Source organism: Streptomyces sp. ALI-76-A, from assembly GCF_030287445.1.
Taxonomy (GTDB): Bacteria; Actinomycetota; Actinomycetes; order Streptomycetales; family Streptomycetaceae; genus Streptomyces.
In genome coordinates, this window is sequence record NZ_JASVWB010000002.1 from 4,795,405 (window position 1) to 4,821,123 (window position 25,719).

Sequence of the window (25,719 nt, forward strand, 5' to 3'; positions counted from 1 at the left end):
TTCCGTCGACAACGCGTCTTCACCCAGCGTGCGTTGGCGCAAGACAGCCAGGACGCGTGCGGACGCCAGACGGTATCGTCGGACAGCATCGGACAGATTCGGACAGGTGGGGGGGCCATGCCAAGGTTGAAGCGACCGGAGTTGCCCGAAGGGCCGAGGAAGGAGCTGAACGACGCGCTCCACGACCTGCACTTTCGGTCAGGGCTACCGTCCGTGCGTGAACTCGTCGCTCGGGTCGGAGGCGAGGTGGCCGGCAAGAGTCGGGTTCACGACGCCTTCTCCAGCGAGCGAGTGCCCGCTTGGGGGTTGGTCGAGCTTCTGGTGGAGACCCTTGCGGAGATGGCGCCGGGCGCGGATCAGGCGCGCGAGGTACAGCGGATACATCAACTGTGGCTGGCGGCATCAGGGCACACGGCCCCCGAACAGCTTGCGCCGTTGAAGCTTTCGGAGGCGAAGGAGCCGCCACCACTGCGGAGGCCGGCACCTGCGGCCCGACCAGACGCGGTTCGGCGCCCGGTTCTCGCCATGCGCGTTGAGTGGGTTGACCCCAGTGAATTGCGGGTCGACGTTCGGCGGAGACTGCGCGTTCTGGTTGGCCAGGCACTTGACGATATCGGCTGGCCGAGCAAGGGAAAGCATCGAAGGAATGGCAGTGCGGGTTCGACCATCGTTCTGGACAGCCTGGACGAGAGTCCGAGTCTGACGGTCGGGACCTTCCTGGCGACCCTTGATAATGAAGTCGAATACCTTCGCGAGCCGACTGTATATCCCACCAACTTCCGCACGACTGAGCTGAGGTTCATGGCTCTCTTCGACCCGGCGGCAAGTGACGCCGCCGAGCTTCTCGAGGAGCTGAAGGCCATTTGGTCGTCAGATGATGTTGGAAAGATCTGGGGACAGTCGATCGGACGCGTCTCGGCGTTGATCAACGGACTTGCCCACTTTGCGGGTCATCTTCCGGGAACATGGGATCACCACGTTGCGGAGGTCAACCTGGCAAAGGGGTCTCAGTTGGTGCCGTTCGACGTCCGGACGAGGTACATCGATCCCCACGAAGAACCCTTCTAGGTGCTTCCCGAGGTAGATCACATACCGCTCTCGGCATGGCGGAGGTTCCGCCTGCGCCAGGCATCGTGTCTGAGCACCGACCCTGCTGCCCTCCCGGCTACGCTCACCAGGAAGTCGAGGCCATTGACGAGTGCCGGGAAGTTGAAGTCCTTCGACTGCTCCTCGGCGCTGGTCATCGGCGCCCCTCGCATGCCTCGTTAACCGTCAGGCCTCTCATCTTCTCTCCGGTAGGTGGTGGCTGTTCCAGACTGAACGACCGCCAGAGGCCAGCATCGTTCCAGTCCTGCAGCCGACGCCGACGGCTCGCTCACGAGTCCGAGCGTAACGACCGCAGCGGATGTAGGCGTCGGCGTTCCTGGAGCACAGAGTTCGATCCGGGCCCGCTCTGGCCGCTGCCGCCGACGGGCACTGCGGCCGGGCGGGGGCCCTGGGGTACGTCCCCGTCCGGCATCGTTGATGTCAGCCGTGGATGTCAGAAGCACTCGTGGCAGTCAATGCTGAAGTTGGTAGACCAGACTGGCGGCACCGATGATCAAGGAAGCCAGATCCAGGACCACGAACCACCACTGGCTGGGCTCGCCATGCTCCTTCGTAGACCGACAGTCGTTGCACTCCATCAAGTTCCCTCCCTGTGGACGGTGGCCCGGACGTGGGTGTCGAGCCGTTGACAAGCAACGACGCTAGATACCGGGGCACTTGTTCTCACCAAAGCGAGGTTGTTTAGGACGTCGTCCCAGATACACTCCGCACAAGTCAGGGGTTGTCCTGAACAGACAGGACAACGACTCGCAGGAGGATGCCCATCTGTGCCTAGCGCGAAGCGGAGTGGTCGGCCCTGGGGTCAGATACGGGCGGAGAACCCAAAGGCGCAGGAATTAGCACAGTTCCTGCGCAAACAAGTTGAGGTTAGCGGGAAGACCCTGACGGAGCTCAGCAAGGAGATGAATTTCTCCAAGAGTATGATCAGCGCGAACCTAAGCGGAGCGATCCCCAAGCCGGAATTCCTCAAGGCTTTGATTATCGCCACGGAGCAAAGTCATGGACTTCGGAGTAAGAAAATCCACCAAGCTTTGACTTTGAGGGATACGGCCCTGACGGTCCCAAATGGTACCGTGCAGCGACCCAAGGGCGACGCAAATCAGCAAGACCTCACTCAATCGCTGATTCAATCCTTGAAAGAGCAGATTGCCCTTGAGCGGGCGCTCCGCTCAGCCACACAACTAAACTGGGCGCTGTTATGGCAAGCGGCTAGTGCACTCCCCTCGATCGAAGGGGATACGACTTCAGCTGCTGAAAGGCGAGATTCCGATGACCCCCCTCCGCAAGTAGGGCGTCCGGAGAAAATATCCGAAGGCGAGTCGTCTCCATCCGTCTCCGATCTCGATACGCCTGGTCACCCGGAACAATGGTCACCCCCAACTGCATACGTCACGCCCGGCGCCCGGGGAGAGCGAATCGTCCTCCATGACCTCACATACGCAGCCTTCGAGTCTCTTGTGCAGGATCTCTTTCGAGCTATGGGGTTCACTGCCTGGGCAGAGAACAGCTCGCCAACGGATCAAGGGTTCGATGCTGTGATGATCAATGAAGATCCGGTCATGGGAGGGTCGATCCTTATCGAGGCCAAGAAACTCAAGAATCCGGTATCGGTTCAATACATTAGGGCCCTGGCTGGTGCTGTTGACTCTGAGCGTGCAACGAAGGGCTTCCTCGTAACAAATTCCCGCTTCACCACCAGTGCTCGCGACTTCGCTGCTCGAAGTGGGAGGATTCAGCTGATCGATGGCCGGGCATTGCAGTCGTTGCTTTCTCAGCATCTCGGTGTCGAGGCGGACCTGTAACAGTCGTAAAATATCTTAGGTCGGTGGAGTCTCAATGACGGAGTCAACGCGACGGACGCCGGCCGATGGTGAGGCCGACGCCCGCATAGGCCAACGCTTTGAGGGTTGGCCTCATCCTTATCAGGTCGATCATGGGGCCCTTGGAATGTTGGCCAACTCGTCTCCCGCCTCGACTGACTGTCCGTCGAGGTTCGGCGGCGTCCGCCGCTGTCCGGCCTTGTTGGTGTCAGGTACTGGTGTCAGCGAAGAGGGGCGCTCTTGACAAACCCAATACAGCGTACTGGCTGCGCCAGCCACCATCGTGATCAGTGCCAGACACACGGCCTAGCGAGGCTGCTGGGCCAATTCCCACCACGCGAAGATGTGTAGCGCCGCCTCGATCTGTGCTTTGGTGCGCTCGTCGGTAACGCCTGCGACTCTGATGAAGACCACGGACGACCCTGGGTCGGCTGCGACGAGCAGCGTGAGGGGCTGCCGACCCAACATCGGATAGTCGTACCAGGTGGCCTGTTCGACGTCCGTCGCGGGCAGAGCCGTTTCGACAGCTTGCCAGTCCGATTCACTGAACTCGTATCCCGCAAGCTCTGCGACCGATTCGCACAGGGGCCTCAGGTTCGTGTCGATGATCCAGCCGCCATCGAGGATGCACTCAGGCTCGGAGGTGGTCATTTGTTCAGCTTCCGCTCTGGTCTGCTGGGGTCTCCGTGGTCGATGCCAGAGCCATATTGGCATCCGCCGCTGGCTAACAGGTCGGAGCCCCTGCCTACCTTTCGCCTTCGAGATCGATCGTCAGACAGGGCCTAGCCGCCCACTTCCTCAACCACAACCCTCCCCGGCTCCCATCCCGTCCGCCGTCGACCCACACGCATGTGGAGCGGGCGTGGTTCATGGCGTCCAGGTGGAGCGCGCCACTGTACGAACGACCTGGACGCCATGGGCCGCGTCTGCTCGGCTCTGCCTGGGTCGATGGCGGACGGGATGGGAGCGCCCCACGCACGCCACTACGGGCCCGCAGCCGGGAACGGCGCCCCCTCCATCCCGGTGCCGGCCGATCCCCCGCCGGAGGCATCGCCTTGACCGTGGGCCGCGCAATGCGGTGATCGGCTCATGGCTACCGGCCCTATCCACATGTGGGCGCGCGTCGGCGGCGGCAGCGCCGAGCGGGCCGAAGGCAGGAGCGCGGGCGCAGCCAGAGCCGGGAAGCGCGCCCGGCGGAGCGGAGCGCAGCCGGGGCTTGAACCCGTGAAGAAGGTTGTTACTCAGTAGTGGCTGTGATGCGCCACAAGGGAGCGTCGTACTGCTTCGGACGGCTGTTGATGAGCAGTTGGCGCAGGTCCTCGCGCAAGGAGCCGTTGAGGTTCAGGGCCTCAGTGATGCGGCGGAACGTCGTGTGTGTGACCCCGCGGCTGTGGGCCTCGGCCTCGAAGTGGTCGAGCTGAGACAGTACGGCCTCCGGGTTGAGCTGCACGGGTGGCTGATCCTTAAGCCACGCGGCTTTGTTGCGCTCGTAGTCGATCTCCGAGTAGCCGCAGATTTCGCGGCTGTGTACCTCGACCTCGTCCAGGGTGGCGGTCGTCAGGATGGCGCGGGCCAACTGGTTGCGGGTCAACGCTTCGTCCAGGTCCACCTCATGCACCGTCGGTCCCTCATCGGTGAGGGGAACCGGAAGGCCGGCATCTCGCATCTCGCAGGTGCCCCGTACGCCTCGGGCTGTCGCCGCGAGCATCCCGGTTGCTTCGGAGGGGTGCCATTCCAGGACGGAGCTGATCGGCTCGACGTCCTTCGCGGTGAGGGTGTGGAGGAGCGGGCCGAGCAGGCCGCGCAATGCGTCGAGAGGGAGTTCGCCATCGAGGCCGGGGCCCGTCGCCAGGAGGCGGACAGGCGCGTTCACCTGGCAGCACGCGGCGAGTGTGACGGCGTCGGCAAGCGGACTCTTCAATGTCGGCTCATCGCCGCGGGCGAGGATGTCACCGCCCACGTCCAGCAGGTCGATCGACTCTGGTGAGAAGTGGTCCACCAGCTCTTCGAGTTGGCGGGTGACGCCTTCGACCCCGTAGCGCGGATCGATCAGCGCGAACGTGTGCCGGAGTTCTGCTGCGAGGCGGGGGAGAGTCGAACCTGCCGGAGCGATGGGGCGGGCTTCGGCCGGCACTGCCCAGACTGCTGCGGTGAGGGGTTGGAGGCCGGTGAAGTTGTCCGGTCCTCGGGGACCCGGAACCGGGTCGATCAGTAGGCGGTCCCACGCGTAGGTGAGGATCACCGCCTGGTCCTCGTCGCCGTAGAGGGCGGCGTGAATCATTGCGGCGGCGACTGCGTCGCCCCCTCCTCCTGCTGCGACGATCAACCGCGTCATGTGTCTCAGCGTACGGGGTGGGGGGTTGACCACTCACCTATAGTGGCTAGAGGCCATAGCCACTTGTATCGAGAAGCGGGCCTCAGCTCGTAGCGGGGTGCCCGACTACTCGCCTGGGGCTCGCCTTGGGTGAGGAGGACTGATGCCGCAGATCGAGGAGGCTCAGCCGAAGTATCTGCAGATCGCGCACTACATCCGTGATCAGATTCTTCGGGGTGACCTGCGACCGGGTGACGAGGTGCCGTCGGAGCGGCAGTTGGCGGCGGACTGGAAGGTGTCCCGGCCCACGGCCGCACGGTCGTTGGAGGCGCTGAGTCATCAAGGGCTCGTCGAGAAGCGTCAGGGGTCGGGCACGTACGTGCGCAGCCTCGAAGTAAACCGGCGGGCTCGTGAGTTGTACGGGCGCGCTCGGCAGACCGGGAAGATCTACACGCCCGGCGAGTACGCCGTGATCACCTCTGCCGGTTGGCTGGAGGCGCCGGACCACGTGGCTGAATCGCTGGGCCTGGTCAAGGATCGCCGGGCGGTGCACCGGCGGCGGGTGACCAACAACCAGGACGGGCCGATCACGCTGTCCACGTCGTGGTTCGCCCCGGATGTCGGTCAACGTGCGCCGAAGCTTCTGGAGCCGGAACGGATCCAAGAGGGAACGCTGCTGTACGTCGAGAACATGACCGGACGGCAGGGTAGTTACGCGGAAGACCGCATGTGCGCGCGTGCGGCGACGGAGGAAGAGGCCGAGGACCTGCAACTTGCCGCCGGCTCCGCCGTGCTGATCGTGCACCACGTCGTCTTCGACCTCCAGGACCGGCCGTTGGAGTTCGCTGAGGCCACCTACCCGCCGCATCGCTGGGCGTTCGAGCAGGGCTACCCCCTCACCTGAGGGGGCCAGTTACGGCGAACCGCTTGCGTCCTCCAAGTGGCTAATGCCACTGTCCAGAAAGTGGCTAAGGCCACTTCACTGGGAGGAGGCGTGGTGTGACGAGTCAGCGGCCGGATCAGGGCACGCACTTACCTTGCCGGGGTTGCCGGGGGCGCGGCTGGAAGCGTGTCGGCTCGCGAACGACCCTGGCGCTTGCCACCGCCGCCGATCGCACCCGTGTCACATCGAAGCGGCGCTGCCTCGACTGCGACGGCAGCGGCAGGAAGTGAGCACCCATGGCCTACATGATCGACCGCTACCCGTCTGAGGAATCACCGCGTCTCGGTGCGATGACCTTGCACCCCGTCGCTGAATCTGTACCGCGGGCTCGGCGCTGGTTCCGCAAGTTCATCGCCCCGTACAACCCGGCCTGCTCCGTCGACGACTGTGCGCTGATGATCTCGGAGCTGGTGACCAACGCCATCGCTTACGGCCGGTCGGACGAACCCTGGCTCGTATGGGTTGAGTGGTTCCGTGAGGGGACCTCGCTTCGGGTCGACGTGCACAACCCCGGCTTTCCGGCGAACGTGCGGCTGAGGCATCCCGACGCCAACGACTCCCACGGGCGTGGGCTGCTCCTGGTCGATTCGCTGGCGGAGTCGTGGCATGCCGCGCCGAGTCGCTTCGGCGGAACCGTCGTCTCCTTCGTGGTGGCCGATGCCTGGCCCGGAAGGTAAGAGTTCGCCCCGCTTCTACTTCGACAATCGAAGATTCGCTAGTCTGGTTGACCAGTTGACTTGGCCAATCTCGACGGGCGGCGTTCATGGCGTATGAAGTGGAGCCACCGAAGTACGTGCGCCTCGCGCAGACGATCCAGCGTCGCATCGAGGATGGCACGTATCCGCCCGGCACGCGGGTGCCCAGTGAGAACCAATTGGTGCAGGCCTTCGGGATGTCCCGGCCGACCGTTGTCCGGGCGCTGGAGCTGCTGAAGCGTGACGGCTGGGTGGAGTCGCGGCAGGGGTTCGGCACGATCGTGCGCGGTCGCCCGGCTGTCGTCGAGCAGAAGGACCGCCGGGGGAGTGAGGCGCTCACGCGCGACGAGTCGCAAACGGCGGGGCGGTTGGTCGAAGTCGGTTACGTCCCCGTTCCGGTGCGTGTCGCCTCTGCCCTTGGGCTGCCCAAGCGGGCCAAGATTCTCATGCGCCGCTTCCTCGTTGAGGAGGAAGGGGAACCGGTGGAGCTGGTGTCGTCCTACTTCCCCGTCGGCCTGGTCGAAGGCACGGAGCTGGAGAGCGCCGATGCGCTGGCAGGTGGCACCCGCGCACACCTGGAGACGCGCAAGAAGGTCCGCTTCGACCATGTGACGGAACGGGTTTCGGCCCGTCTGCCCGAGCGCGCCGAAGCGGAGCTTCTGGATCTCCCTGAGGGTGTTCCGGTCCTCAGCGTCCTGGTCGTCGCGTGTGACGCTTCCGGGCAGGCGCTGCAAGTCTCCGACGTGCTGCTTCCTGCCGACCGTCAAGAACTGGAAGATACCTATCGCCTGAACTGAGTCTGAAAGAGGGCCAGTTCGCCGCCGGCTCTCACCCGATTCACGCTTGACAAGTCAACTTGGCATCTCTAGCTTCGAACTTGCTAAGTCAACTTGTCAGGATGGCAGGTTGATCGACTCAGAAGGAGAAATCTGTGCGTGTGATCCGCATTGACGCCTCGACCGCCACGATCCTGCTCACCGAAGCGCCGGCGCCGAAGGTGCGTGACCGGCAGACCGGTGAGATCGCCAAGGACGCCGTGAGCGGTGAGGCGCTGATGACCGTCGGCGTCGTCTACATCGACGAAGGTGAGTCGTCGCTGATCCAGGTCACCGTCCCCGAGAGCGGTGTGACGGACGGCCTGACCGTCGGCGCGCCGGTCTCCCTGCCGGGGCTCATCGCCCGGCCGTGGGAAAGCGTCTTCAACGGGCAGCAGCGGCACGGCATCGCCTACCGGGCGACCGCCGTTGCTCCTGGCGCCTTCCCGATGGAGCAGGCGGGCTGATGGTCGTGACCGACCTGGTGGCATGGGCCGAGCTGGGCGGGTCGCTCGCTGCGATAGGCGGCGCGGCCTATGCCCGGCATGCCCATCCGGCGGCGTACTGGTCCACGGTCGGGCTGCCGGTCTCGGTGGTCCGGTTGCTGGCCTCGTACACGTCCACCATGGACGCGTGCGGTCTGACGGTCGAGCCGCCCCGGTGGCGGGCCCTGGCCGTCAAGGCCACGACCCGCCGTGAGGTCCGGCCCGTGCCTCCCCGCCGGGGCATGATCCGGCCCACCTCGACCGGCCTGCGGCTCCGGCTGCGGCTGGCTCCGGGCCAGGAACCGGCGGACGTGGCGGCCTCGGCCGAAAGGCTCCGGCATGCCTGGGGCGTTCACGCCGTGTACGTGCGGGACGTCAAGCCCGGCGTCGTGGAACTGCGGCTCGTCGGCTTCGACGTCCTGCGCAAGGTGCGGATGCCTCGCCGGACCGAAGCCGGTCCGCTCCGCGTGCCGGTGGCTCTGCGGGAGGACGCAACCGCCTTCGTGCGGGACTACAGGGCCGTGCCTCACGAACTCGTGCTCGGCGCCACGCTGTCCGGCAAGTCCATGTTCCTGCGGAACCTGCTTGCCGGGTTGGCCGCTCAGCCGGTGGTCCTGGTCGGGATCGACTGCAAGCGCGGGGTGGAGCTGGCGCCGTTCGCTCCCCGGCTCTCTGCGCTGGCGACCGACCCGGAGCAGGCGTCCGAGCTGCTGCCCGTGCTCGTCAAGGAAATGGAGGACCGATACGACCTGATCAAAGCGCGGCAGGGCATCGCGCCCGGCACCCCGGATGAGCTGATCACCTCGGACGTCTGGGGCCTGCCGGAGGGCGAACGTCCGGCTCCCATCGTGCTGTTCGTAGACGAAGTGGCAGAGCTCTTCCTCGTCGCCACCAGGAAGGAGGAAGAGCGGCGGGACGAGATGGTCACCCAGCTCATCCGGCTCGCCCAGCTTGGCCGTGCGGCCGGCATCTATCTGGAGGTGTGCGGGCAGCGCTTCGGGGCCGAGCTGGGCAAGGGAGCGACCATGCTCCGGGCTCAGCTCACTGGCCGGGTCTGCCATCGGGTGAATGACGAAGCGTCCGCGAAGATGGCGCTCGGTGACATCGCCCCTGAGGCTGTCCTGGCCTCCTGCGCCATCGCTGCCGAGTTGCCCGGCCTCGCCGTTGTCGGCGACACGTCCGGCGGCTGGTCCCGCATCCGCACCCCTCACCTGTCCCTCGCCGACGCTGCGGCCACGTGCCGTGAAACGGCGCACCTCGCCCCGGACGTTCCGGCGCTCGCGCCCTTCCGGCCCTACCTCCCTCCCGTGCCGGTGAAGGAGTCCAGCCCTCTGGCCACTCCTCAACCGATCACCGAGTAGCCAACCCGCTTCCACGGTCGGCGCGGCCGTCCCGCGCCAAGTCCCTACCCCACCCATGCCCGGAACTAGAAGGAGTGGCCGTGCGCGCCCTGCCCGTCCGCGTGGACGCCGTGCTCGTTCAAGCGGTGATCGCCGCCGCGCTGTCCTTCGCTCACCTGCACGACCTGGCCTCGGCCGCCGGACAGGACGGCTGGAAGGCGTGGGCCTATCCGGTCTCCGTCGACCTGCTGTTGGTGGCGGCCTGGCGGCGCCTGCGCTCCGGTGAGGCGAAAACGGCCGGGTGGTGCTGGTTCCTCGTAGCGCTGACGGCATCCCTCGGCGCCAACGTCGCCACCGCCGGACTGCTCGACTTGGAGAACGTACCGGCTTGGCTCCGCATCCTCGTCGCCGGCTGGCCCGCGGTCGCCTTCCTCGGCGGCACGCTGCTCGCTCACGGAGCAGTGAATCCCAGCGCGGAGCGGGCGACGGCACCGGAACCGCCTTCGACAGCACGGGCGCCGGAACCGACCGCCGCAGATGTCGAGCCGCCCACGGCAGCGCCCGAACTGCCGACCGCCGCGCCGGAGTCGGCTTCATTGCCTCCGTCCTCGGTACCGCCCGCGCTCGTCACTCTCGCCCGGAAGGTCGCCGACGAACACCGCGCCCGGACCGGAACCGACATCGACACCTCGACCCTTCGCGCCCGGCTCGGTGTGCCCATGCCGCTCGCCGAAGCCATCACCACCCAACTCACCTGACCCGGAGGACTTTCCCCCTTGCGCCCGTCCACGCTCCGCGCGCTGAAGCGCGCCGCCGAGCTGACCCGACAGAACCGCCTCACCGAAGCCGTGCTGATCGCCGAGCCGGTGATCCTCGCCGCCGACAGCTACGAGGGCGACGAGATCTTGCGCTGGCTGGCCGACCACGTCACCGACTTCACCGGCGAAACCGACAAGGAGATGCCCTGATGTCCGCCAACCGCCGTTTCCGCCGCGTCGTCCGCATCGGCCCCGTCCAGGTCGCCACGTACTACGACAGCCGGGGCCGCGAGAAGCACACCGCCGCCTGCACGGCTCCGCGCTGCGGCTTCTCCACCGACTACGACAGCCGCCCCGCCGCCGAGCTGGCCGCGCGCACCCACCGCTGCCGCGTCCGCTGAGGAGCTCCCGTGACCGTCTCGCTGCCGCTCGTCTTCGTCCTGGGCGTCATCGCCTGGGCCGCGATCAAGTTTCTCGGCATCCGCCTCTGGGTCGCCGTCGTGATCGCGCTGTTCGGCTTCTGGCTCTCGCACACCATCCTCGCCCCGGCCATCGAGTCCGGCACCCGCTCCGGGGTCGACGTCGTCAACGGCACCCGCGAATGACACCCCGACTGACAAGGAGTCCCGCGATGTTCCGCCCCAAGCTGCCCGACACCCCGCACGTCCCGAGCATCACCACCCACATCCCGCAGGACCGCGCCCCGGCTCCCATCGCCGGCCGCTCGGTCGCCCCGTTCGTGAGGGTCGGCGCCGGTGCGGTGGCCGCCGTGGTCGTCGTCGGCGTCGTCCTCACCGCGCTCCTGGCGGCGGTCGCCGTCTCGGCCGTGTCCGTGGCTATCGCCGCCGTGGTCCTGCGCTCCCTCGTCACCGGCGCCAACAGGCGCTGACCGGCCGCCGGGGCGGCAAACGCCGCCAAGCATCCCGCCGCCCCGGGGCCGCTCCTCCCAACCGCCGAAACAGTCGAAAGGAAGACCCATCATCACCCGGCAGACTCCGCCCCCGCTGGCGGAACTCTCCATGCTGGCCTCCCTCGGCACCATGCCCGAGCTGGCCCGCCAACTCTCCGGCCTGGGCGGCTGCACCAACCCCGTGCGCCTCGACGGCCACCGCACCGAGTACGCCGTCGACTCGACAACCGGCGAGATCGGGCGCGTCCTGAACCACCTCGACTCGTCCTCCCTGCCCGCCGGAAGTCTCCTCGTCCGCTGCAACAACCGCCGTGCCACCCGCTGCGCGGCCTGCGCGGAGGTCTACCGCCGAGACACCTTCCACCTGATCACCGCCGGACTCCGCGGCGGCAAGGGCACCGCCGAACAGGTCGGCACACACCCACGCGTCTTCGCCACCCTCACCGCACCGAGCTTCGGCCCCGTCCACAACCGCCCCTCCAGCGGGCGACCCTGCCGCTGCGGCGCCCGGCACGACGACACAGACCCGGCCCTCGGTACGCCCCTCGACCCGGACAGGTACGACTACGAAGCGGCTGTCCTCTGGAACGCCCACGCCGGGGCCCTCTGGCGGCGCTTCTCGATCTACCTGCGCCGTGAGATCGCCAAGCGCGCCGGCCTCACCCAGCGCGCGTTTCGGCATCACGCACGCGTCTCCTTCGCCAAGGTCGCCGAGTACCAGAAGCGGGGCGCCGTCCACTTCCACGCAGTCATCCGCCTCGACGGCCCGGAGGGCGGCGACACGGCTCCTCCGGCGTGGGCGTCCGCCGAACTGCTGACCGACGCCATCCAAGCCGCAGCCACCGCCACCCGCGTCAACGGACCGCAAGTCGACGGCCGCACCCACACCGTCACCTTCGGCAGCCAACTCGATGTGCGCACCATCCGCTCCGCCGACTTCGACGGCGGCCAGGAACTGACCGACCGGGCCGTCGCCGCGTACATCGCCAAGTACGCGACCAAAGGCGCCGAGACAGCGACCGGCACCCTGGACCGGCCGATCCGCTTCCTCGCCGAACTGGCACAGGCCCGGATCACCGACCACGCCCGCCGCATGATCCGCACGGCTTGGACCCTCGGCGCACGCAAGGACCTCGAACACCTCCGCCTGCGCGCCTGGGCCCACATGCTCGGCTTCCGCGGCCACTTCTCCACCAAGTCCCGCCGCTACTCCACCACCCTCGGCGCCCTCCGCGACGCCCGCGCCGCATGGCGCCGCGCGCAAGCCGACACGGCCGCTCCCCAGGACGGCGAAACCACGCTCGTCCTCGCCCACTGGGTCTTCGCCGGAACCGGCCTCAGCACCGGTGAGCAATGGCTGGCCGCATCCCTCGAACCCGCCCCCGGAACGGAAGGAGAGCCCACTACATGAACGACCGCTACCTGTCCGTCGACCAGGTCGCCGAGTTGCTCGGCACGACTCCCCGCTTCCCCCGGCGGCTGATCGAGGAGCGGCGCATCCGGTACGTGAAGGTCGGCCGACATGTGCGCATCCCGGAGAGCGCCATCGAGGAGTTCGTTCGGTCCAGGACCGTCGAGCCGGTCAAGCCCCGCCGCGCCACACTTCGGAGGGCCGCCTGATGGCGAACAAGAAGGGGAGACGGCGCCGCTTCGGTGCGGTGCGGCAGTACAGGTCCGGCCGCTGGACCGCGTCGTACCTCGGGCCCAACGGCGAGCGCATTCGGGCGGACGAGACCTTCGACACCAAGAAGGACGCCGAGATCTGGCTGTCCCAGGTAGAGGCCGACCTCAGCCGCGGGGACTGGCGCGCCCCGGACGCCGGAGCCGTCAACTTCCGCGTGTATGCCGAGAAGTGGGTCGAAGAGCGGGAGCTGTCCGTCCGTACCGACGACCTCTACAAGCACCTCCTGCGCCTGTACATCCTCCCGACCTTCGGCACGCTCGACCTGGACGAGATCACGGCTCCCCGCGTCCGCGAGTGGCGAGCGGAGCGACTCCGCACCACCGGGGCCAAGACGGCCGTAGCCAAGGCGTACCGCCTCCTCAAGGCCATCCTGGAGACGGCCGTGGACGACGACCTGATCAGCCGCAATCCGTGCCGGATCAAGGGCGCGGGCAAGGAGTCGGCCGCCGAACGGCGTATCGCCACCGTCGCCCAGGTCGATGCTCTCGCCGACGCCATCGGCATCCGCTGGCGCCTCATGGTCTACCTGGGCGCTTACGGCCCGATGCGACCGGAGGAGCTGGCCGGCCTTCGCCGCCGAGACGTCGACCTGGACAACCTCGTCATCCGTGTCCGCGTGGCCGAGCCCGAGCGGACGAACGGCAGACGCGCTCCCGGCGAGACCAAGTCCGATGCGGGCGTTCGCACGGTGGTCCTCCCGGCCTTCCTGCACAAGGAGGTGAAGCGGCACCTCGCTTGGTACGCCGAGCAGGGGCCCGATGGGCTGGTCTTCGTCGGCGAGAAGGGCGCCCCGTTCCGGCGTACCTCCTTCGGTCGGAAGTGGCGCCGTGCTCGCGCGGTCGCCGGCCTCCCGGACGGCTTCCGCTTCTACGACCTCCGCCATACCGGGCACACCCTGTCGACCCGCTCCGGCGCCACCCTCAAGGACACGATGGTCCGTGCCGGGCAGTCCTCCGAGAAGGCCGCGCTGATCTATCAGCACTCAGACGAGGAGCGGCAGCGGGAGGTGGCTGCCGGGCTCGACGACCTGGTGCGCGCCGAGCGTGCGAAGTGCCACACGGACGACCCCGCGCACCACAGCGAGGGGGCTGTCGAGGGCTAATGGTGCGGTTGTGGTGCGCGACCGGCTCACCGGTCTAGACAACAAAGAACCCCCGGGTCTCTGACCTGGGGGTTTCACATGGAGCGGGTGACGAGAATCGAACTCGCGCTCTCAGCTTGGGAAGCTGATGTTCTACCATTAAACTACACCCGCGTAAGACGCCGGTCGGGACCGGAGTCGGAACGCGTCGTTACTTTACCTCATGTCCGGCCCCCGGTGAATGAAGCCGTGGGGCCGGTGTGCGTTCAGGGGTGGGACGGGGCTGCGGGGCGCGGGAGTTGGGGCGTACGGTGGAGGGGCGGGAGAGGGTCCGGGTGTTGCCGGAGTGCCGCCTGGAGAGTCGTTCCGTTGATCCCGTAATGTGGCATTTGTCGTCGGGCGAGCAGCAGCCCGACGCGCCTCTTGGGGAAGGGACTCTTGGACTTGATGGAGCGCACCGTCGTCCGATGTGCCGATGGGCACGTGTTCAGCACCGCTTCGTTCCCGATGCAGCAGGCCGAGCGGCTCGGCCCCGGCCGGCTCGTCCGGTGTCCACGGTGTGCCCGGCTCCGCAGTGTGGTGCCCGTGCCGGTGGCCCTGGGGAAGCGTTAGCAGCAGACCCGCGGGATGCCGCGGGGAGGAGCGCGGGCGCGCGGACCGTCCGATGGTGGCCGGTCCGCGCGCTTTGCGTATCCTCGGGACGTGCTTCTCTCAGACAAGGACATCCGGGCCGAGATCGACGCCGGGCGGGTCCGGATCGATCCCTACGACGAATCCATGGTGCAGCCGTCCAGTGTCGACGTGCGGCTGGACCGCTTCTTCCGGGTGTTCGAGAACCACCGGTACCCCCACATCGACCCGTCCGTCGAGCAGGCCGACCTGACGCGGCTGGTGGAACCGGAGGGGGACGAACCGTTCATCCTGCACCCCGGTGAGTTCGTCCTCGCCTCCACCTACGAGGTCGTCACACTCCCCGACGACCTCGCCTCCCGGCTCGAGGGGAAGAGTTCCCTCGGGCGGCTCGGACTGGTCACCCACTCCACCGCCGGGTTCATCGACCCCGGGTTCTCCGGGCACGTCACCCTCGAACTGTCGAACGTCGCCACGCTCCCCATCAAGCTGTGGCCCGGGATGAAGATCGGGCAGCTGTGCCTGTTCCGGCTCAGCTCGCCCGCGGAGTTCCCGTACGGGAGTGAGCGGTACGGGTCGCGGTACCAGGGACAGCGGGGGCCGACCGCCTCCCGGTCCTTCCTCAACTTCCATCGGACCCAGGTGTGACGGGCGGGGCGGCAGAGGTATGAGTGACCAGCGGGAGAACCTGACCTACGAGGCGTTCGGCGTCGCCGTCCGGGAGTTGGCGCAGACCATCGCCGACGACGGCTACGAGCCCGACATCGTGCTCAGCATCGCGCGGGGCGGGGTGTTCGTCGCCGGCGGGCTCGCCTACGCCCTCGACGTGAAGAACCTCCACCTCGTGAACGTCGAGTTCTACACCGGGGTCGGGACCACCCTGGAGATGCCCGTCATGCTCGCGCCGGTTCCCAACCGGATCGACTTCACCGACAAGAGGGTCCTGATCGCGGACGACGTCGCCGACACCGGCAAGACGCTCAAGCTGGTGCGCGACTTCTGCCTCGACACCGTCGCCGAGGTCCGCAGCGCCGTGATCTACGAGAAGTCGCAGTCGCTCGTGAAGTGCGAGTACGTGTGGAAGCGGACCGACGAGTGGATCAACTTCCCGTGGTCGGTCGAGCAGCCCGTCGTCCGGCGGGACGGGCAGGTTCTCGACGCGTAGGCGCGGCGCCCAGGCGGCAAGGGCGGACAGTCGAAGGCCCCCGGCACAGCCGGGGGCCTTTCCCTTGCCGGTGCGGCCCGTCAGGGTCAGGCCGGGGCCGGAGCGCGGTCCGTCAGAACGTGCCCAGCTTCACGATCGACAGCAGGGCGATCAGCTGGATCGCCGCCGCGCCCAGCGCCTTCGGCCACGGCAGGTCGTGGGAGCGGCTGACCATCAAGGTCAGCAGGGCGCCGGCCGCCACCCAGGTGGCCCAGCCCAGGATCTGGACGAAGGACGCGTCGCCGCCGAAGAACATCGCGACGATCAGCCGTGGGGCGTCCGTGAGGCACATGACCAGCATGGAGAGGCCGACCGTCGGCTGCCACGCGCCGTCGCCGCCGAGCTGGCGGGCCAGGGTGTGCGTGACCACGCCCAGGACGAAGGCCGACAGCACCATCGCCACGGCGGTGACCAGGACGATGGGCACGGCGTTCGAGAGGGTGGCGTTGATCGCGTCCTCACGGGCGCCGTCGAAGCCGAAGACCGCGAGCAGGCCGTAGAGGAAGCTCACGACGAGGGCGGGGCCCCACATCGTGTAGTCGCGCATCTGGAGGAACGTCTGGTTGGGGGACAGGAAGATGCCCCTCAGCAGGTCCTTCCAGTGCAGACGGGGCCCGATCGGACCGGCCGGGGCCGAGCCCGCGCGGTAGGTGCCGCCCTGGTTGTAGGGGTCCTCGCCGACCGAGAAGGCCTGGGTGTGACCCGGGTTGTTGGCCGCGTACGGGTCCGGGCCGCCCTGCGGGGCGTACGGATCGCCGCCGTCACCACCGAAGTACTCCGGCTCGCCGTGCCCGCCGTAGGCACCGCGCGCGCCGTGGCCTCCGGGGCCGCCCTGTCCGCCCGGGCCGCCGTTCGTCTGCGGCCACGGGGCACCGCTGCCGCCACCGCTGCCGTACGGCTGCTGGTGCGGGTGGGGCTGCGGCGCCGGCGGGTAGCCGTACGACGGTCCCTGAGGCGCCTGCTGCCCGTACGGGGGTTGTTGCGGTCGTGCTTGTGGGGCCCGGTTGTCCCGGCCGCTGCGTCCGATCCTGAATCCAGCCACGCTCTCGAACGTACCTGGTCCGTGGGAAGGACGGGCCGGGCCCGACGGATCGGGCCCGGCTTTGCTGCCGAGCTGTGACATCCCCTAAGGGAAGTGACGGTGTGGGCTCAGTGGTTGCTCGGGGGAGTGCCGTAAGGGGTGCGGGTAGGGGGACGGGGAGGGGTGCGGGTAGGGATGCGGGAAAGGCCGTGTAAGGCCTCGTTCGACGGGTCTGGAGCGCGGCTTCTGCCGACCGTACGACGGCCCCACGTGACCGCACGACGCCGCACGTGACCGCACGACGGCCCCATCCGGCCGCACGACGCCCCTGTCCGACCGCACGACGACGGCGCCCCCACACCCGCGCGGGGCATGGGGGCGCCGGACCGGCCGTACGGCCTGCTTCACCGGCTACTTCACCGGCTGTGGCTCCGGCTCGTTCTCCGACTCGGACGTGCCCGCCGGGGGCTCGTCGTCCACCGGTGTCCTGACCGATTCCAGGAGGAGCTGGGCGACGTCGACGACCTGGACGGATTCCTTGGCCTTGCCGTCGTTCTTCTTGCCGTTCACGGAGTCGGTGAGCATGACGAGGCAGAACGGGCAGGCGGTGGAGACGATGTCCGGGTTGAGGGACAGGGCCTCGTCGACGCGCTCGTTGTTGATGCGCTTGCCGATCCGCTCCTCCATCCACATCCGCGCGCCACCGGCGCCGCAGCAGAAGCCGCGCTCCTTGTGGCGGTGCATCTCCTGCTGGCGCAGGCCCGGGACGGCGGTCATGATCTCGCGCGGAGGCGTGTAGATCTTGTTGTGCCGGCCCAGGTAGCAGGGGTCGTGGTAGGTGATGAGGCCCTCGACCGGGGTCACCGGGACCAGCTTGCCCTCGTCGATCAGGTGCTGGAGCAGCTGGGTGTGGTGGATGACCTCGTAGTCGCCGCCGAGCTGCGGGTACTCGTTGCCCAGGGTGTTGAGGCAGTGCGGGCAGGTCGCGACGATCTTCTTCGCCGACTTCGGCTTCTTCGACTCCGCGGTGACGTTGCCCTCGTCGTCCATCTCTTCACCGAACGCCATGTTCAGCGCGGAGACGTTCTCCATGCCGAGCTCCTGGAACAGGGGCTCGTTGCCGAGGCGGCGGGCGGAGTCGCCGGTGCACTTCTCGTCGCCGCCCATGATCGCGAACTTGACGCCCGCCATGTGGAGGAGCTCCGCGAAGGCCTTCGTCGTCTTCTTGGCGCGGTCTTCCAGGGCGCCCGCGCAGCCGACCCAGTACAGGTACTCGACCTCGGACAGGTCCTCGATGTCCTTGCCGACGACCGGCACCTCGAAGTCGACTTCCTTCGTCCACTCCAGGCGCTGCTTCTTGGCCAGGCCCCAGGGGTTGCCCTTCTTCTCCAGGTTCTTGAGCATCGTCCCGGCCTCGGAGGGGAACGACGACTCGATCATGACCTGGTAGCGGCGCATGTCGACGATGTGGTCGACGTGCTCGATGTCGACCGGGCACTGCTCGACACAGGCGCCGCAGGTGGTGCAGGACCACAGGACGTCCGGGTCGATGACGCCGTTCTCCTCGGCGGTGCCGATCAGCGGGCGCCCGGCCTCGGCGAGCGCCGAGGCGGGAACGCCGGCGAGCTGCTCGGCCGACGCCTTCTCCTCGCCCTCCATCGTCTTGCCGCCGCCCGCGAGCAGGTACGGCGCCTTGGCGTGGGCGTGGTCCCGCAGCGACATGATCAGCAACTTGGGGGAGAGCGGCTTGCCGGTGTTCCAGGCGGGGCACTGCGACTGGCAACGCCCGCACTCGGTGCAGGTGGAGAAGTCCAGCAGGCCCTTCCAGGAGAAGTGCTCGACCTGGGAGACGCCGAAGACGTCGTCGTCGCCCGGGTCGGTGAAGTCGATCGGCTTGCCGCCGCTCGTCATCGGCGGGAGCGCGCCGAGGGCGGTCTCACCGGTGGCGTTGCGCTTGAACCAGATGTTCGGGAACGCCAGGAAGCGGTGCCAGGCCACACCCATGTTGGTGTTGAGCGAGACCGTGATCATCCAAATCATGGTCGTGCCCAGCTTGATCATGGCCGTCAGGTAGATCAGGTTCTGCAGCGTGCCGACGCTCAGCCCCTTGAAGGCCAGGACCAGCGGGTACGAGGCGAAGTACGCGGCCTCGTAGTGCTCCACGTGGTGGATGGCGCCCTCGAGGCCGCGCAGCACGTAGATGGCCAGGCCGATGGTGAGGATGATGTACTCGACGAAGTACGCCTGGCCCATCTTCGAGCCGGTGAACCGGGACTTGCGGCCGGGCCGCGAGGGCAGGTTCAGCAGGCGGATGACCATCAGCGTGGCGATGCCGAGGGTGGTCATCGCGGCGATGAACTCGATGTACAGCTCGTACGGCAGGAAGCCGCCGATCACCGGGAGCGTCCAGTCGGCCTGGAAGAGCTGGCCGTAGGCGGTGATGATGGTCGGCGGCAGGGTCAGGAAGCCGATCGCCACGAACCAGTGGGCGATGCCGACGATGCCCCACCGGTTCATCCGGGTGTGCCCGAGGAACTCCTTCACCAGCGTCACGCTGCGCTGGTAGGGGTTGTCGGTGCGGGCGCCGGCGGGTACGGGCTGGCCGAGCTTGAAGTGCCGGACGAACTGGCCGATGGCGCGTGCGAGCAGCGCGACGCCGACCACGGTCAGTACCAGCGACACGATGATCGCGGCGAGTTGCATTTCGGGGCTCCTCGGGCCTGCGAGGGGTTTTTGTCGAGGTCGTCCGCGACGTCCCGCGAAGGGCTCCTCGAGATTACTAAGCGGTAACTTACGCGGTTCTCTGAGACTACCCGCATCCCGTGCCGCACTGTAGCCAGGCGTGCGGTGATCTGTGCTACTGAGGCTGACCTCAGTGATCCGGCCGCGGCGTCGCCGCGCTGTGCGCCGGTCCGGCCCCGCCCTTCGCGCCGGTCCGGCCCCGCCCTTCGTATCAAACCATGACATTCGGCTAGGTCTGGGTTCGCGCTCCGGGGTACCCGTCGCGGTCCTCGTGTGTGCGGGATGGATCGCCGGGTGTCGGACGTTCTGGGTGGCGTGGGGGCCCTGATCGGTGTTCCGGCACTCCTTCGTGTTGGGTCTCACATTGGCCGCTCTTCCGGAAAAGCGCAGGTCAGCGTCCAGTTGCGTGTAAGGAACGGATAAGAGTTGAGCCTCCATGGCTCAGGTCCGTTGACCGAGCGGTGGTCGTCGTGCACACTTGAGTCCGTTCCACTCAAGTCAGCTGGAGGAATCACAATGGCACGTGCGGTCGGCATCGACCTGGGCACGACTAACTCCGTCGTCAGCGTTCTGGAGGGCGGCGAGCCCACCGTCATCACCAACGCCGAGGGCGCCAGGACCACGCCTTCCGTCGTCGCCTTCGCCAAGAACGGTGAGGTGCTCGTCGGTGAGGTGGCCAAGCGTCAGGCCGTCACCAACGTGGACCGGACGATTCGTTCCGTGAAGCGTCACATGGGCACCGACTGGAAGATCGAGCTCGACGGGAAGCCCTTCAACCCGCAGCAGATCTCGGCGTTCATCCTGCAGAAGCTGAAGCGGGACGCCGAGTCGTACCTGGGCGAGAAGGTCACGGACGCGGTCATCACCGTCCCGGCGTACTTCAACGACTCCGAGCGTCAGGCGACGAAGGAGGCCGGTGAGATCGCCGGTCTGAACGTCCTTCGTATCGTCAACGAGCCGACCGCGGCGGCGCTCGCCTACGGCCTCGACAAGGACGACCAGACGATCCTCGTCTTCGACCTCGGCGGCGGCACCTTCGACGTGTCCCTGCTGGAGATCGGCGACGGCGTCGTCGAGGTGAAGGCCACCAACGGTGACAACCACCTCGGTGGTGACGACTGGGACCAGCGCGTCGTCGACTACCTGGTGCAGCAGTTCAAGTCCGGTCACGGCGTGGACCTGGCCAAGGACAAGATGGCCCTCCAGCGCCTCCGCGAGGCCGCCGAGAAGGCCAAGATCGAGCTGTCCTCGTCCACCGAGACCTCGATCAACCTGCCCTACATCACCGCGTCCGCCGAGGGCCCGCTGCACCTGGACGAGAAGCTCACCCGGGCTCAGTTCCAGCAGCTGACGGCCGACCTGCTGGAGCGCTGCAAGACGCCGTTCCACAACGTCATCAAGGACGCCGGCATCCAGCTGTCCGAGATCGACCACGTCGTTCTCGTCGGTGGCTCCACCCGGATGCCCGCCGTCGCCGAGCTGGTCAAGGAACTGACCGGCGGCAACGAGGCCAACAAGGGCGTCAACCCGGACGAGGTCGTCGCCATCGGCGCCGCCCTGCAGGCCGGTGTGCTCAAGGGTGAGGTCAAGGACGTCCTGCTCCTCGACGTGACCCCGCTGTCCCTGGGTATCGAGACCAAGGGCGGCATCATGACCAAGCTCATCGAGCGGAACACGACGATCCCGACCAAGCGGTCCGAGATCTTCACCACCGCCGAGGACAACCAGCCGTCCGTGCAGATCCAGGTCTACCAGGGCGAGCGCGAGATCGCGGCGTACAACAAGAAGCTCGGGATGTTCGAGCTGACCGGTCTGCCGCCGGCCCCGCGCGGTGTCCCGCAGATCGAGGTCGCCTTCGACATCGACGCCAACGGCATCATGCACGTGACCGCGAAGGACCTGGGCACGGGCAAGGAGCAGAAGATGACCGTCACCGGCGGCTCCTCGCTGCCGAAGGACGAGGTCGACCGGATGCGCCAGGAGGCCGAGCAGTACGCGGAGGAGGACCACCGCCGCCGCGAGGCCGCCGAGACCCGCAACCAGGGCGAGCAGCTCGTCTACCAGACGGAGAAGTTCCTCAAGGACAACGAGGACAAGGTCCCCGGCGAGATCAAGACCGAGGTCGAGTCCGCGGTCGAGGAGCTGAAGATCGCGCTCAAGGGCGAGTCCGCCGGAGGCGACAACACGGCCGAGATCCGCACCGCCACCGAGAAGGTCGCGGCCGTCTCGCAGAAGCTCGGCCAGGCCATGTACGCCGACACCCAGTCCGCGCAGGCCGCCGGCGGCGCCTCCGAGGGTGCCCCCGCCGGTGACGCGAAGGCGGACGACGACGTCGTGGACGCCGAGATCGTGGACGACGAGCGCAAGGACGGTGCCGCGTGACGGAGGAGACCCCGGGCTTCGAGGAGAAGCCCGACGTCCCCTCCGGCGCCACCTCCGATGACGCCGAGCCGAAGGACGCCTCCCCCGCCCCGGGTTCCCCGGGCGAGGGGGCGTCCCCGGCCGGGGACGCATCAGCACAGATCGCAGGCCTGACGGCCCAGCTGGACCAGGTGCGCATGGCGCTCGACGAGCGCACCGCGGACCTCCAGCGGCTCCAGGCCGAGTTCCAGAACTACCGCCGCCGGGTCGAGCGGGACCGGATCACGGTCAAGGAGATCGCCGTGGCGAACCTCCTGACCGAACTCCTGCCCGTGCTCGACGACATCGGCCGCGCGCGGGAACACGGCGAACTCGTCGGCGGCTTCAAGTCCGTCGCGGAGTCGCTGGAGACCACCGTGGCCAAGATGGGTTTGCAGCAGTTCGGCAAGGAGGGCGAGCCCTTCGACCCGACGATCCACGAGGCCCTGATGCACAGTTACGCACCGGACGTCACCGAGACGACGTGCGTGGCGATTCTGCAGCCCGGGTACCGGATCGGCGAGCGCACCATACGCCCCGCGCGGGTGGCCGTGGCCGAACCCCAGCCGGGGGCACAGACGGTCAAGGGGGAGTCCTCGGACTCCGCCGAGGCGGCTGACGACAAGGAGAGCGGTGGCCCGGACGAGGGCTGAGCTTGAACCGAGAGGGCCCCGAGGGAAGGAGGGACGTCGAGGATGAGCACCAAGGACTTCATCGAGAAGGACTACTACAAGGTCCTCGGCGTCCCCAAGGACGCCACCGAGGCCGAGATCAAGAAGGCGTACCGCAAGCTCGCCCGCGAGTTCCACCCGGACGCCAACAAGGGCAACGTCAAGGCCGAGGAGCGCTTCAAGGAGATCTCCGAGGCGAACGACATCCTCGGCGACCCCAAGAAGCGCAAGGAGTACGACGAGGCACGCGCCCTCTTCGGCAACGGCGGCTTCCGCCCGGGGCAGGGCGCGGGCGCCGGCGGCTCCTTCAACTTCGACCTGGGTGACCTCTTCGGTGGCGGCCCCCAGGGTGGCGGGGCGGCCGGAGCCGGTGGTTTCGGCGGCGGGCTCGGTGACGTCTTCGGGGGACTGTTCAACCGGGGCGGCGCGGGCGCGGGAACGCGGACGCAGCCCCGGCGCGGCCAGGACATCGAGTCCGAGGTCACCCTCAGCTTCACCGAGGCGATCGAGGGCGCGACGGTCCCGCTGCGGATGTCGAGCCAGCAGCCGTGCCGGGCCTGTTCGGGCACCGGCGACAAGAACGGCAACCCGCGGGTGTGTCCGACCTGTGTCGGCACCGGCCAGGTGGCCCGGGGTTCGGGCGGCGGGTTCTCGCTCACCGACCCGTGCCCGGACTGCAAGGGCCGCGGTCTGATCGCCGAGGACGCCTGTGAGGTCTGCCACGGCAGCGGACGGGCCAAGTCGTCGCGGACCATGCAGGTCCGGATCCCCGCCGGGGTCGCCGACAACCAGCGCATCCGCCTGCGTGGCAAGGGGGCGCCCGGTGAACGCGGCGGCCAGGCCGGCGACCTGTACGTCACCGTGCACGTCGACGCCCACCCGGTCTTCGGCCGCAAGGGCGACAACCTCACGGTGACCGTCCCGGTCACGTTCGCGGAGGCGGCGCTCGGCGGCGAGGTCAGGGTGCCCACCCTGGGCGGCCCGCCGGTGACGCTGAAGCTGCCGCCGGGCACGCCCAACGGACGCACCATGCGCGCCCGTGGCAAGGGCGCCGTCCGCAAGGACGGCACCCGGGGCGATCTGCTCGTCACCGTCGAGGTGAGTGTCCCGAGCGACGTGACGGGGAAGGCTCGTGACGCGCTCGAGGCGTATCGCGAGGCGACCGCGGGCGAGGACCCGCGGGCGGAGCTGTTCCAGGCCGCGAAGGGAGCATGAGTCAGATGGACGGTCGTCGGCGCAACCCGTATGAACTGACCGAGGAGACCCCGGTCTACGTCATCTCGGTGGCTGCCCAGCTTTCCGGCCTGCACCCGCAGACACTCAGGCAGTACGACCGCCTGGGCCTGGTCTCTCCCGACCGCACCGCGGGCCGGGGCCGCCGCTACTCGGCCCGCGACATCGAACTGCTGCGCACCGTCCAGCAGTTGTCGCAGGACGAGGGCATCAACCTGGCCGGCATCAAGCGGATCATCGAACTGGAGAACCAGGTCGCCGCCCTCCAGTCCCGCGTCGCGGATCTGGAGGCGGCCCTGGACGGCGCGGCGGCCGCGATGCAGCAGCGCGAGGCCGCCGTGCACGCCTCCTACCGGCGGGACCTGGTGCCGTATCAGGAGGTCCAGCAGACCAGCGCGCTGGTGGTGTGGCGGCCGAAGCGGCAGCAGGCGTCGGACTGACGACCGGCGGACGCGCAGGCGTTCACACGGGGCCCGGAGGTCGCACCTCCGGGCCTCCGTCGTGTCCGGTCCGCGGCCGGACAGCGGGACAGGGACCGGGTTGCAAGGGAGGCAGGATCCCGTAAGGGACCCGGGGCGCCCCGCGTCTTCACAGAAGACGCACACTTTAACGTTGGTATCTCAATAAGCGGTCGCTCCTTGACGGCCCGGTGGCGGCCGCGTTGGCTGCATTCACCTGGGTCGCATCGCACCCTCGTTCGGAAGGCAAGCGCAGTGAACACCCGTACCCGTCGTAGCGGCATAGCAGTGGCCGCAGGTTCTCTCACGCTTCTCCTGACCGCCTGCGGCGCGCTGGGAGCGGCCGGGGACGCCAGCCAGGCCAGCCCCACCAAGGGCAACGACATCACGGTGGGCCTGTTGCTGCCGGAGAAGGCGAACACCCGCTACGACAAGTTCGACCACCCGATCATCAAGGCCAAGGTCGCCTCGCTCACGAAGGACGAGGGCAAGGTCGAGTACGCCAACGCCGACGCGAGCGCGAAGACGCAGGCGGCGCAGTTGCAGCGGATGATCGACGACCAGGTCGACGTGATCCTGCTGGACGCGGTCGACGCGCACGCCATCGCGGACGGGGTGCGGAAGGCGAAGGACGCGGGCATCCCGGTCATCGCCTACGACCGGCTGGCCGAGGGCCCGATCGACGCGTACATCTCCTTCGACAACGAGCTGGTCGGCGAGGTGCAGGGCCGCTCCCTGGTCGACGCCCTGGGGTCGGACATCGACACGTCCGACAAGGTCGTGATGATGAACGGCTCGCTCACCGACCCGAACGCCAAGCAGTTCAAGGCGGGCGCGCTCTCCGAACTGGAGGGCAAGGTGACGATCGCCAAGTCCTACGACACCGTGGAGTGGAAGCCGGAGAACGCCGAGGCCAACATGGAGAAGGCGATCGGCGCGATCGGCGCGGACAACATCGCCGCCGTCCTCTCCGCCAACGACGGCATGGCCGGCGGGATCATCAAGGCCCTGAGGTCCGCGGGGGTCACCGACCTGCCGCCGATCACCGGGCAGGACGCCGAACTCGAGGCCGTGCAGCGGATCCTCTCGGGTGAGCAGTACATGAGCGTGTACAAGTCGTACCCGCAGGAGGCCGAGGCCGCCGCCGAGATGGCCGTGGCGAAGGTCCAGGGCAAGGACATCCAGTTCGACGCCCTCGCCTCGGACCGGGTGGACAGCCCCACCACCAAGGACATCCCGGCGCAGCTGGTCCCCGTGGTCGCCCTGACGAAGAGCAACATCAAGAGCACGGTCGTCGAGGACGGCATCTACAAGGTGTCCGACATCTGCACCGGCAAGTACGAGAGCGCCTGTGTGGCGGCCAAGCTGAAGTAGCCGACGGGCCCGTGCGGGCCGGCCGGCCGTCGAC

General features: G+C 67.9%; 27 protein-coding genes and 1 tRNA gene. 22 read left to right on the top strand and 6 right to left on the bottom strand.

Annotated features, from left to right (window positions below; genetic code table 11):
* Positions 1-117: 117 nt before the first annotated feature.
* On the top strand, positions 118-1,068 hold the full coding sequence (locus QQS16_RS22405) for a hypothetical protein (RefSeq protein ID WP_286063622.1): 951 nt from the start codon (positions 118-120) through the stop codon (positions 1,066-1,068).
* 17 nt (positions 1,069-1,085) lie between these two features.
* On the opposite strand, the gene QQS16_RS22410 is transcribed toward QQS16_RS22405, so the two are convergent.
* Positions 1,086-1,244, bottom strand: coding sequence for a hypothetical protein (locus QQS16_RS22410; RefSeq protein WP_286063623.1), 159 nt, complete (start codon positions 1,242-1,244; stop codon positions 1,086-1,088).
* Between the two features lie 630 nt (positions 1,245-1,874).
* On the opposite strand from QQS16_RS22410, the gene QQS16_RS22415 reads away from it, so the two are divergent.
* On the top strand, positions 1,875-2,909 hold the full coding sequence (locus QQS16_RS22415; protein WP_286063624.1) for a restriction endonuclease: 1,035 nt from the start codon (positions 1,875-1,877) through the stop codon (positions 2,907-2,909).
* Positions 2,910-3,233: 324 nt separating this feature from the next.
* Here QQS16_RS22415 and QQS16_RS22420 read toward each other — a convergent pair whose 3' ends face one another.
* Together QQS16_RS22420 and QQS16_RS22425 are read right to left on the bottom strand one after the other, a co-directional pair.
* The gene (locus QQS16_RS22420; protein WP_286063625.1) at positions 3,234-3,578 is read right to left on the bottom strand and encodes a hypothetical protein; all 345 of its coding nucleotides are present in this window, start codon (positions 3,576-3,578) and stop codon (positions 3,234-3,236) included.
* A gap of 586 nt (positions 3,579-4,164) precedes the next feature.
* A complete protein-coding gene (locus QQS16_RS22425) occupies positions 4,165-5,262 on the bottom strand; it encodes a DUF1152 domain-containing protein (protein WP_286063626.1) in 1,098 nt (365 codons plus the stop codon).
* A gap of 142 nt (positions 5,263-5,404) precedes the next feature.
* Between QQS16_RS22425 and QQS16_RS22430 the strand changes: the two genes are divergently transcribed.
* The 13 genes from QQS16_RS22430 (at position 5,405) to QQS16_RS22490 (ending at position 13,973) form a co-directional block, all read left to right on the top strand.
* The gene (locus QQS16_RS22430; protein ID WP_286063627.1) at positions 5,405-6,145 is read left to right on the top strand and encodes a GntR family transcriptional regulator; all 741 of its coding nucleotides are present in this window, start codon (positions 5,405-5,407) and stop codon (positions 6,143-6,145) included.
* A gap of 275 nt (positions 6,146-6,420) precedes the next feature.
* Positions 6,421-6,861, top strand: a complete 441-nt coding sequence (locus QQS16_RS22435) for an ATP-binding protein (RefSeq protein ID WP_286063628.1) — start codon at positions 6,421-6,423, stop codon at positions 6,859-6,861.
* An 86-nt stretch (positions 6,862-6,947) separates the two neighbouring features.
* Positions 6,948-7,676 (top strand): GntR family transcriptional regulator, encoded by a 729-nt coding sequence (locus QQS16_RS22440; RefSeq protein ID WP_286063629.1) that lies wholly within the window; start codon positions 6,948-6,950, stop codon positions 7,674-7,676.
* A gap of 134 nt (positions 7,677-7,810) precedes the next feature.
* The gene (locus tag QQS16_RS22445; RefSeq protein ID WP_114254376.1) at positions 7,811-8,161 is read left to right on the top strand and encodes an SCO3933 family regulatory protein; all 351 of its coding nucleotides are present in this window, start codon (positions 7,811-7,813) and stop codon (positions 8,159-8,161) included.
* Positions 8,161-9,540 (top strand): FtsK/SpoIIIE domain-containing protein, encoded by a 1,380-nt coding sequence (locus QQS16_RS22450; protein WP_502963829.1) that lies wholly within the window; start codon positions 8,161-8,163, stop codon positions 9,538-9,540. Before QQS16_RS22445 ends, QQS16_RS22450 begins: the two co-directional genes overlap by 1 nt.
* An 80-nt stretch (positions 9,541-9,620) precedes the next feature.
* Positions 9,621-10,277, top strand: coding sequence for a DUF2637 domain-containing protein (locus tag QQS16_RS22455; protein ID WP_286063630.1), 657 nt, complete (start codon positions 9,621-9,623; stop codon positions 10,275-10,277).
* Between the two features lie 18 nt (positions 10,278-10,295).
* On the top strand, positions 10,296-10,487 hold the full coding sequence (locus QQS16_RS22460; protein ID WP_104783024.1) for an RING finger protein: 192 nt from the start codon (positions 10,296-10,298) through the stop codon (positions 10,485-10,487).
* Positions 10,487-10,678, top strand: a complete 192-nt coding sequence (locus QQS16_RS22465) for a mobile element transfer protein (protein WP_286063631.1) — start codon at positions 10,487-10,489, stop codon at positions 10,676-10,678. Before QQS16_RS22460 ends, QQS16_RS22465 begins: the two co-directional genes overlap by 1 nt.
* 9 nt (positions 10,679-10,687) lie before the next feature.
* Positions 10,688-10,882: a hypothetical protein gene (locus QQS16_RS22470; protein WP_030901895.1), complete on the top strand. Its 195-nt coding sequence runs from the start codon at positions 10,688-10,690 to the stop codon at positions 10,880-10,882.
* A gap of 26 nt (positions 10,883-10,908) precedes the next feature.
* A complete protein-coding gene (locus QQS16_RS22475; protein WP_286063632.1) occupies positions 10,909-11,166 on the top strand; it encodes a SpdD protein in 258 nt (85 codons plus the stop codon).
* Positions 11,167-11,296: 130 nt separating this feature from the next.
* The gene (locus tag QQS16_RS22480) at positions 11,297-12,598 is read left to right on the top strand and encodes a replication initiator (protein WP_286063633.1); all 1,302 of its coding nucleotides are present in this window, start codon (positions 11,297-11,299) and stop codon (positions 12,596-12,598) included.
* Positions 12,595-12,807, top strand: a complete 213-nt coding sequence (locus QQS16_RS22485) for an excisionase family DNA-binding protein (protein ID WP_199214848.1) — start codon at positions 12,595-12,597, stop codon at positions 12,805-12,807. The genes QQS16_RS22480 and QQS16_RS22485 overlap by 4 nt, the downstream gene beginning before the upstream one ends.
* Positions 12,807-13,973: a tyrosine-type recombinase/integrase gene (locus QQS16_RS22490; RefSeq protein ID WP_286063634.1), complete on the top strand. Its 1,167-nt coding sequence runs from the start codon at positions 12,807-12,809 to the stop codon at positions 13,971-13,973. Before QQS16_RS22485 ends, QQS16_RS22490 begins: the two co-directional genes overlap by 1 nt.
* Before the next feature lie 79 nt (positions 13,974-14,052).
* On the opposite strand, the gene QQS16_RS22495 is transcribed toward QQS16_RS22490, so the two are convergent.
* Positions 14,053-14,126 (bottom strand) — tRNA-Gly (locus QQS16_RS22495).
* Between the two features lie 528 nt (positions 14,127-14,654).
* Here QQS16_RS22495 and dcd point away from each other — a divergent pair.
* A complete protein-coding gene (dcd, locus tag QQS16_RS22500; RefSeq protein ID WP_286063635.1) occupies positions 14,655-15,230 on the top strand; it encodes a dCTP deaminase in 576 nt (191 codons plus the stop codon).
* A 19-nt stretch (positions 15,231-15,249) separates the two neighbouring features.
* The gene (locus QQS16_RS22505; RefSeq protein ID WP_286063636.1) at positions 15,250-15,747 is read left to right on the top strand and encodes a phosphoribosyltransferase; all 498 of its coding nucleotides are present in this window, start codon (positions 15,250-15,252) and stop codon (positions 15,745-15,747) included.
* A 112-nt stretch (positions 15,748-15,859) separates the two neighbouring features.
* On the opposite strand, the gene QQS16_RS22510 is transcribed toward QQS16_RS22505, so the two are convergent.
* Positions 15,860-16,909 carry a Yip1 family protein gene (locus QQS16_RS22510; RefSeq protein WP_286063637.1) on the bottom strand — a complete coding sequence of 350 codons (1,050 nt, stop codon included), beginning with the start codon at positions 16,907-16,909 and terminating at the stop codon, positions 15,860-15,862.
* 309 nt (positions 16,910-17,218) lie between these two features.
* Positions 17,219-19,510: a heterodisulfide reductase-related iron-sulfur binding cluster gene (locus QQS16_RS22515; protein ID WP_286063638.1), complete on the bottom strand. Its 2,292-nt coding sequence runs from the start codon at positions 19,508-19,510 to the stop codon at positions 17,219-17,221.
* A 555-nt stretch (positions 19,511-20,065) separates the two neighbouring features.
* On the opposite strand from QQS16_RS22515, the gene dnaK reads away from it, so the two are divergent.
* The 5 genes from dnaK (at position 20,066) to QQS16_RS22540 (ending at position 25,685) form a co-directional block, all read left to right on the top strand.
* A complete protein-coding gene (gene dnaK / locus QQS16_RS22520; RefSeq protein WP_286063639.1) occupies positions 20,066-21,931 on the top strand; it encodes a molecular chaperone DnaK in 1,866 nt (621 codons plus the stop codon).
* A complete protein-coding gene (gene grpE, locus QQS16_RS22525; RefSeq protein ID WP_286063640.1) occupies positions 21,928-22,602 on the top strand; it encodes a nucleotide exchange factor GrpE in 675 nt (224 codons plus the stop codon). The genes dnaK and grpE overlap by 4 nt, the downstream gene beginning before the upstream one ends.
* A 42-nt stretch (positions 22,603-22,644) precedes the next feature.
* The gene (gene dnaJ, locus QQS16_RS22530; RefSeq protein WP_286063641.1) at positions 22,645-23,835 is read left to right on the top strand and encodes a molecular chaperone DnaJ; all 1,191 of its coding nucleotides are present in this window, start codon (positions 22,645-22,647) and stop codon (positions 23,833-23,835) included.
* 5 nt (positions 23,836-23,840) lie between these two features.
* A complete protein-coding gene (locus tag QQS16_RS22535; RefSeq protein ID WP_286066415.1) occupies positions 23,841-24,293 on the top strand; it encodes a heat shock protein transcriptional repressor HspR in 453 nt (150 codons plus the stop codon).
* 273 nt (positions 24,294-24,566) lie between these two features.
* A complete protein-coding gene (locus QQS16_RS22540) occupies positions 24,567-25,685 on the top strand; it encodes a sugar ABC transporter substrate-binding protein (protein ID WP_286063642.1) in 1,119 nt (372 codons plus the stop codon).
* Positions 25,686-25,719: the final 34 nt, after the last annotated feature.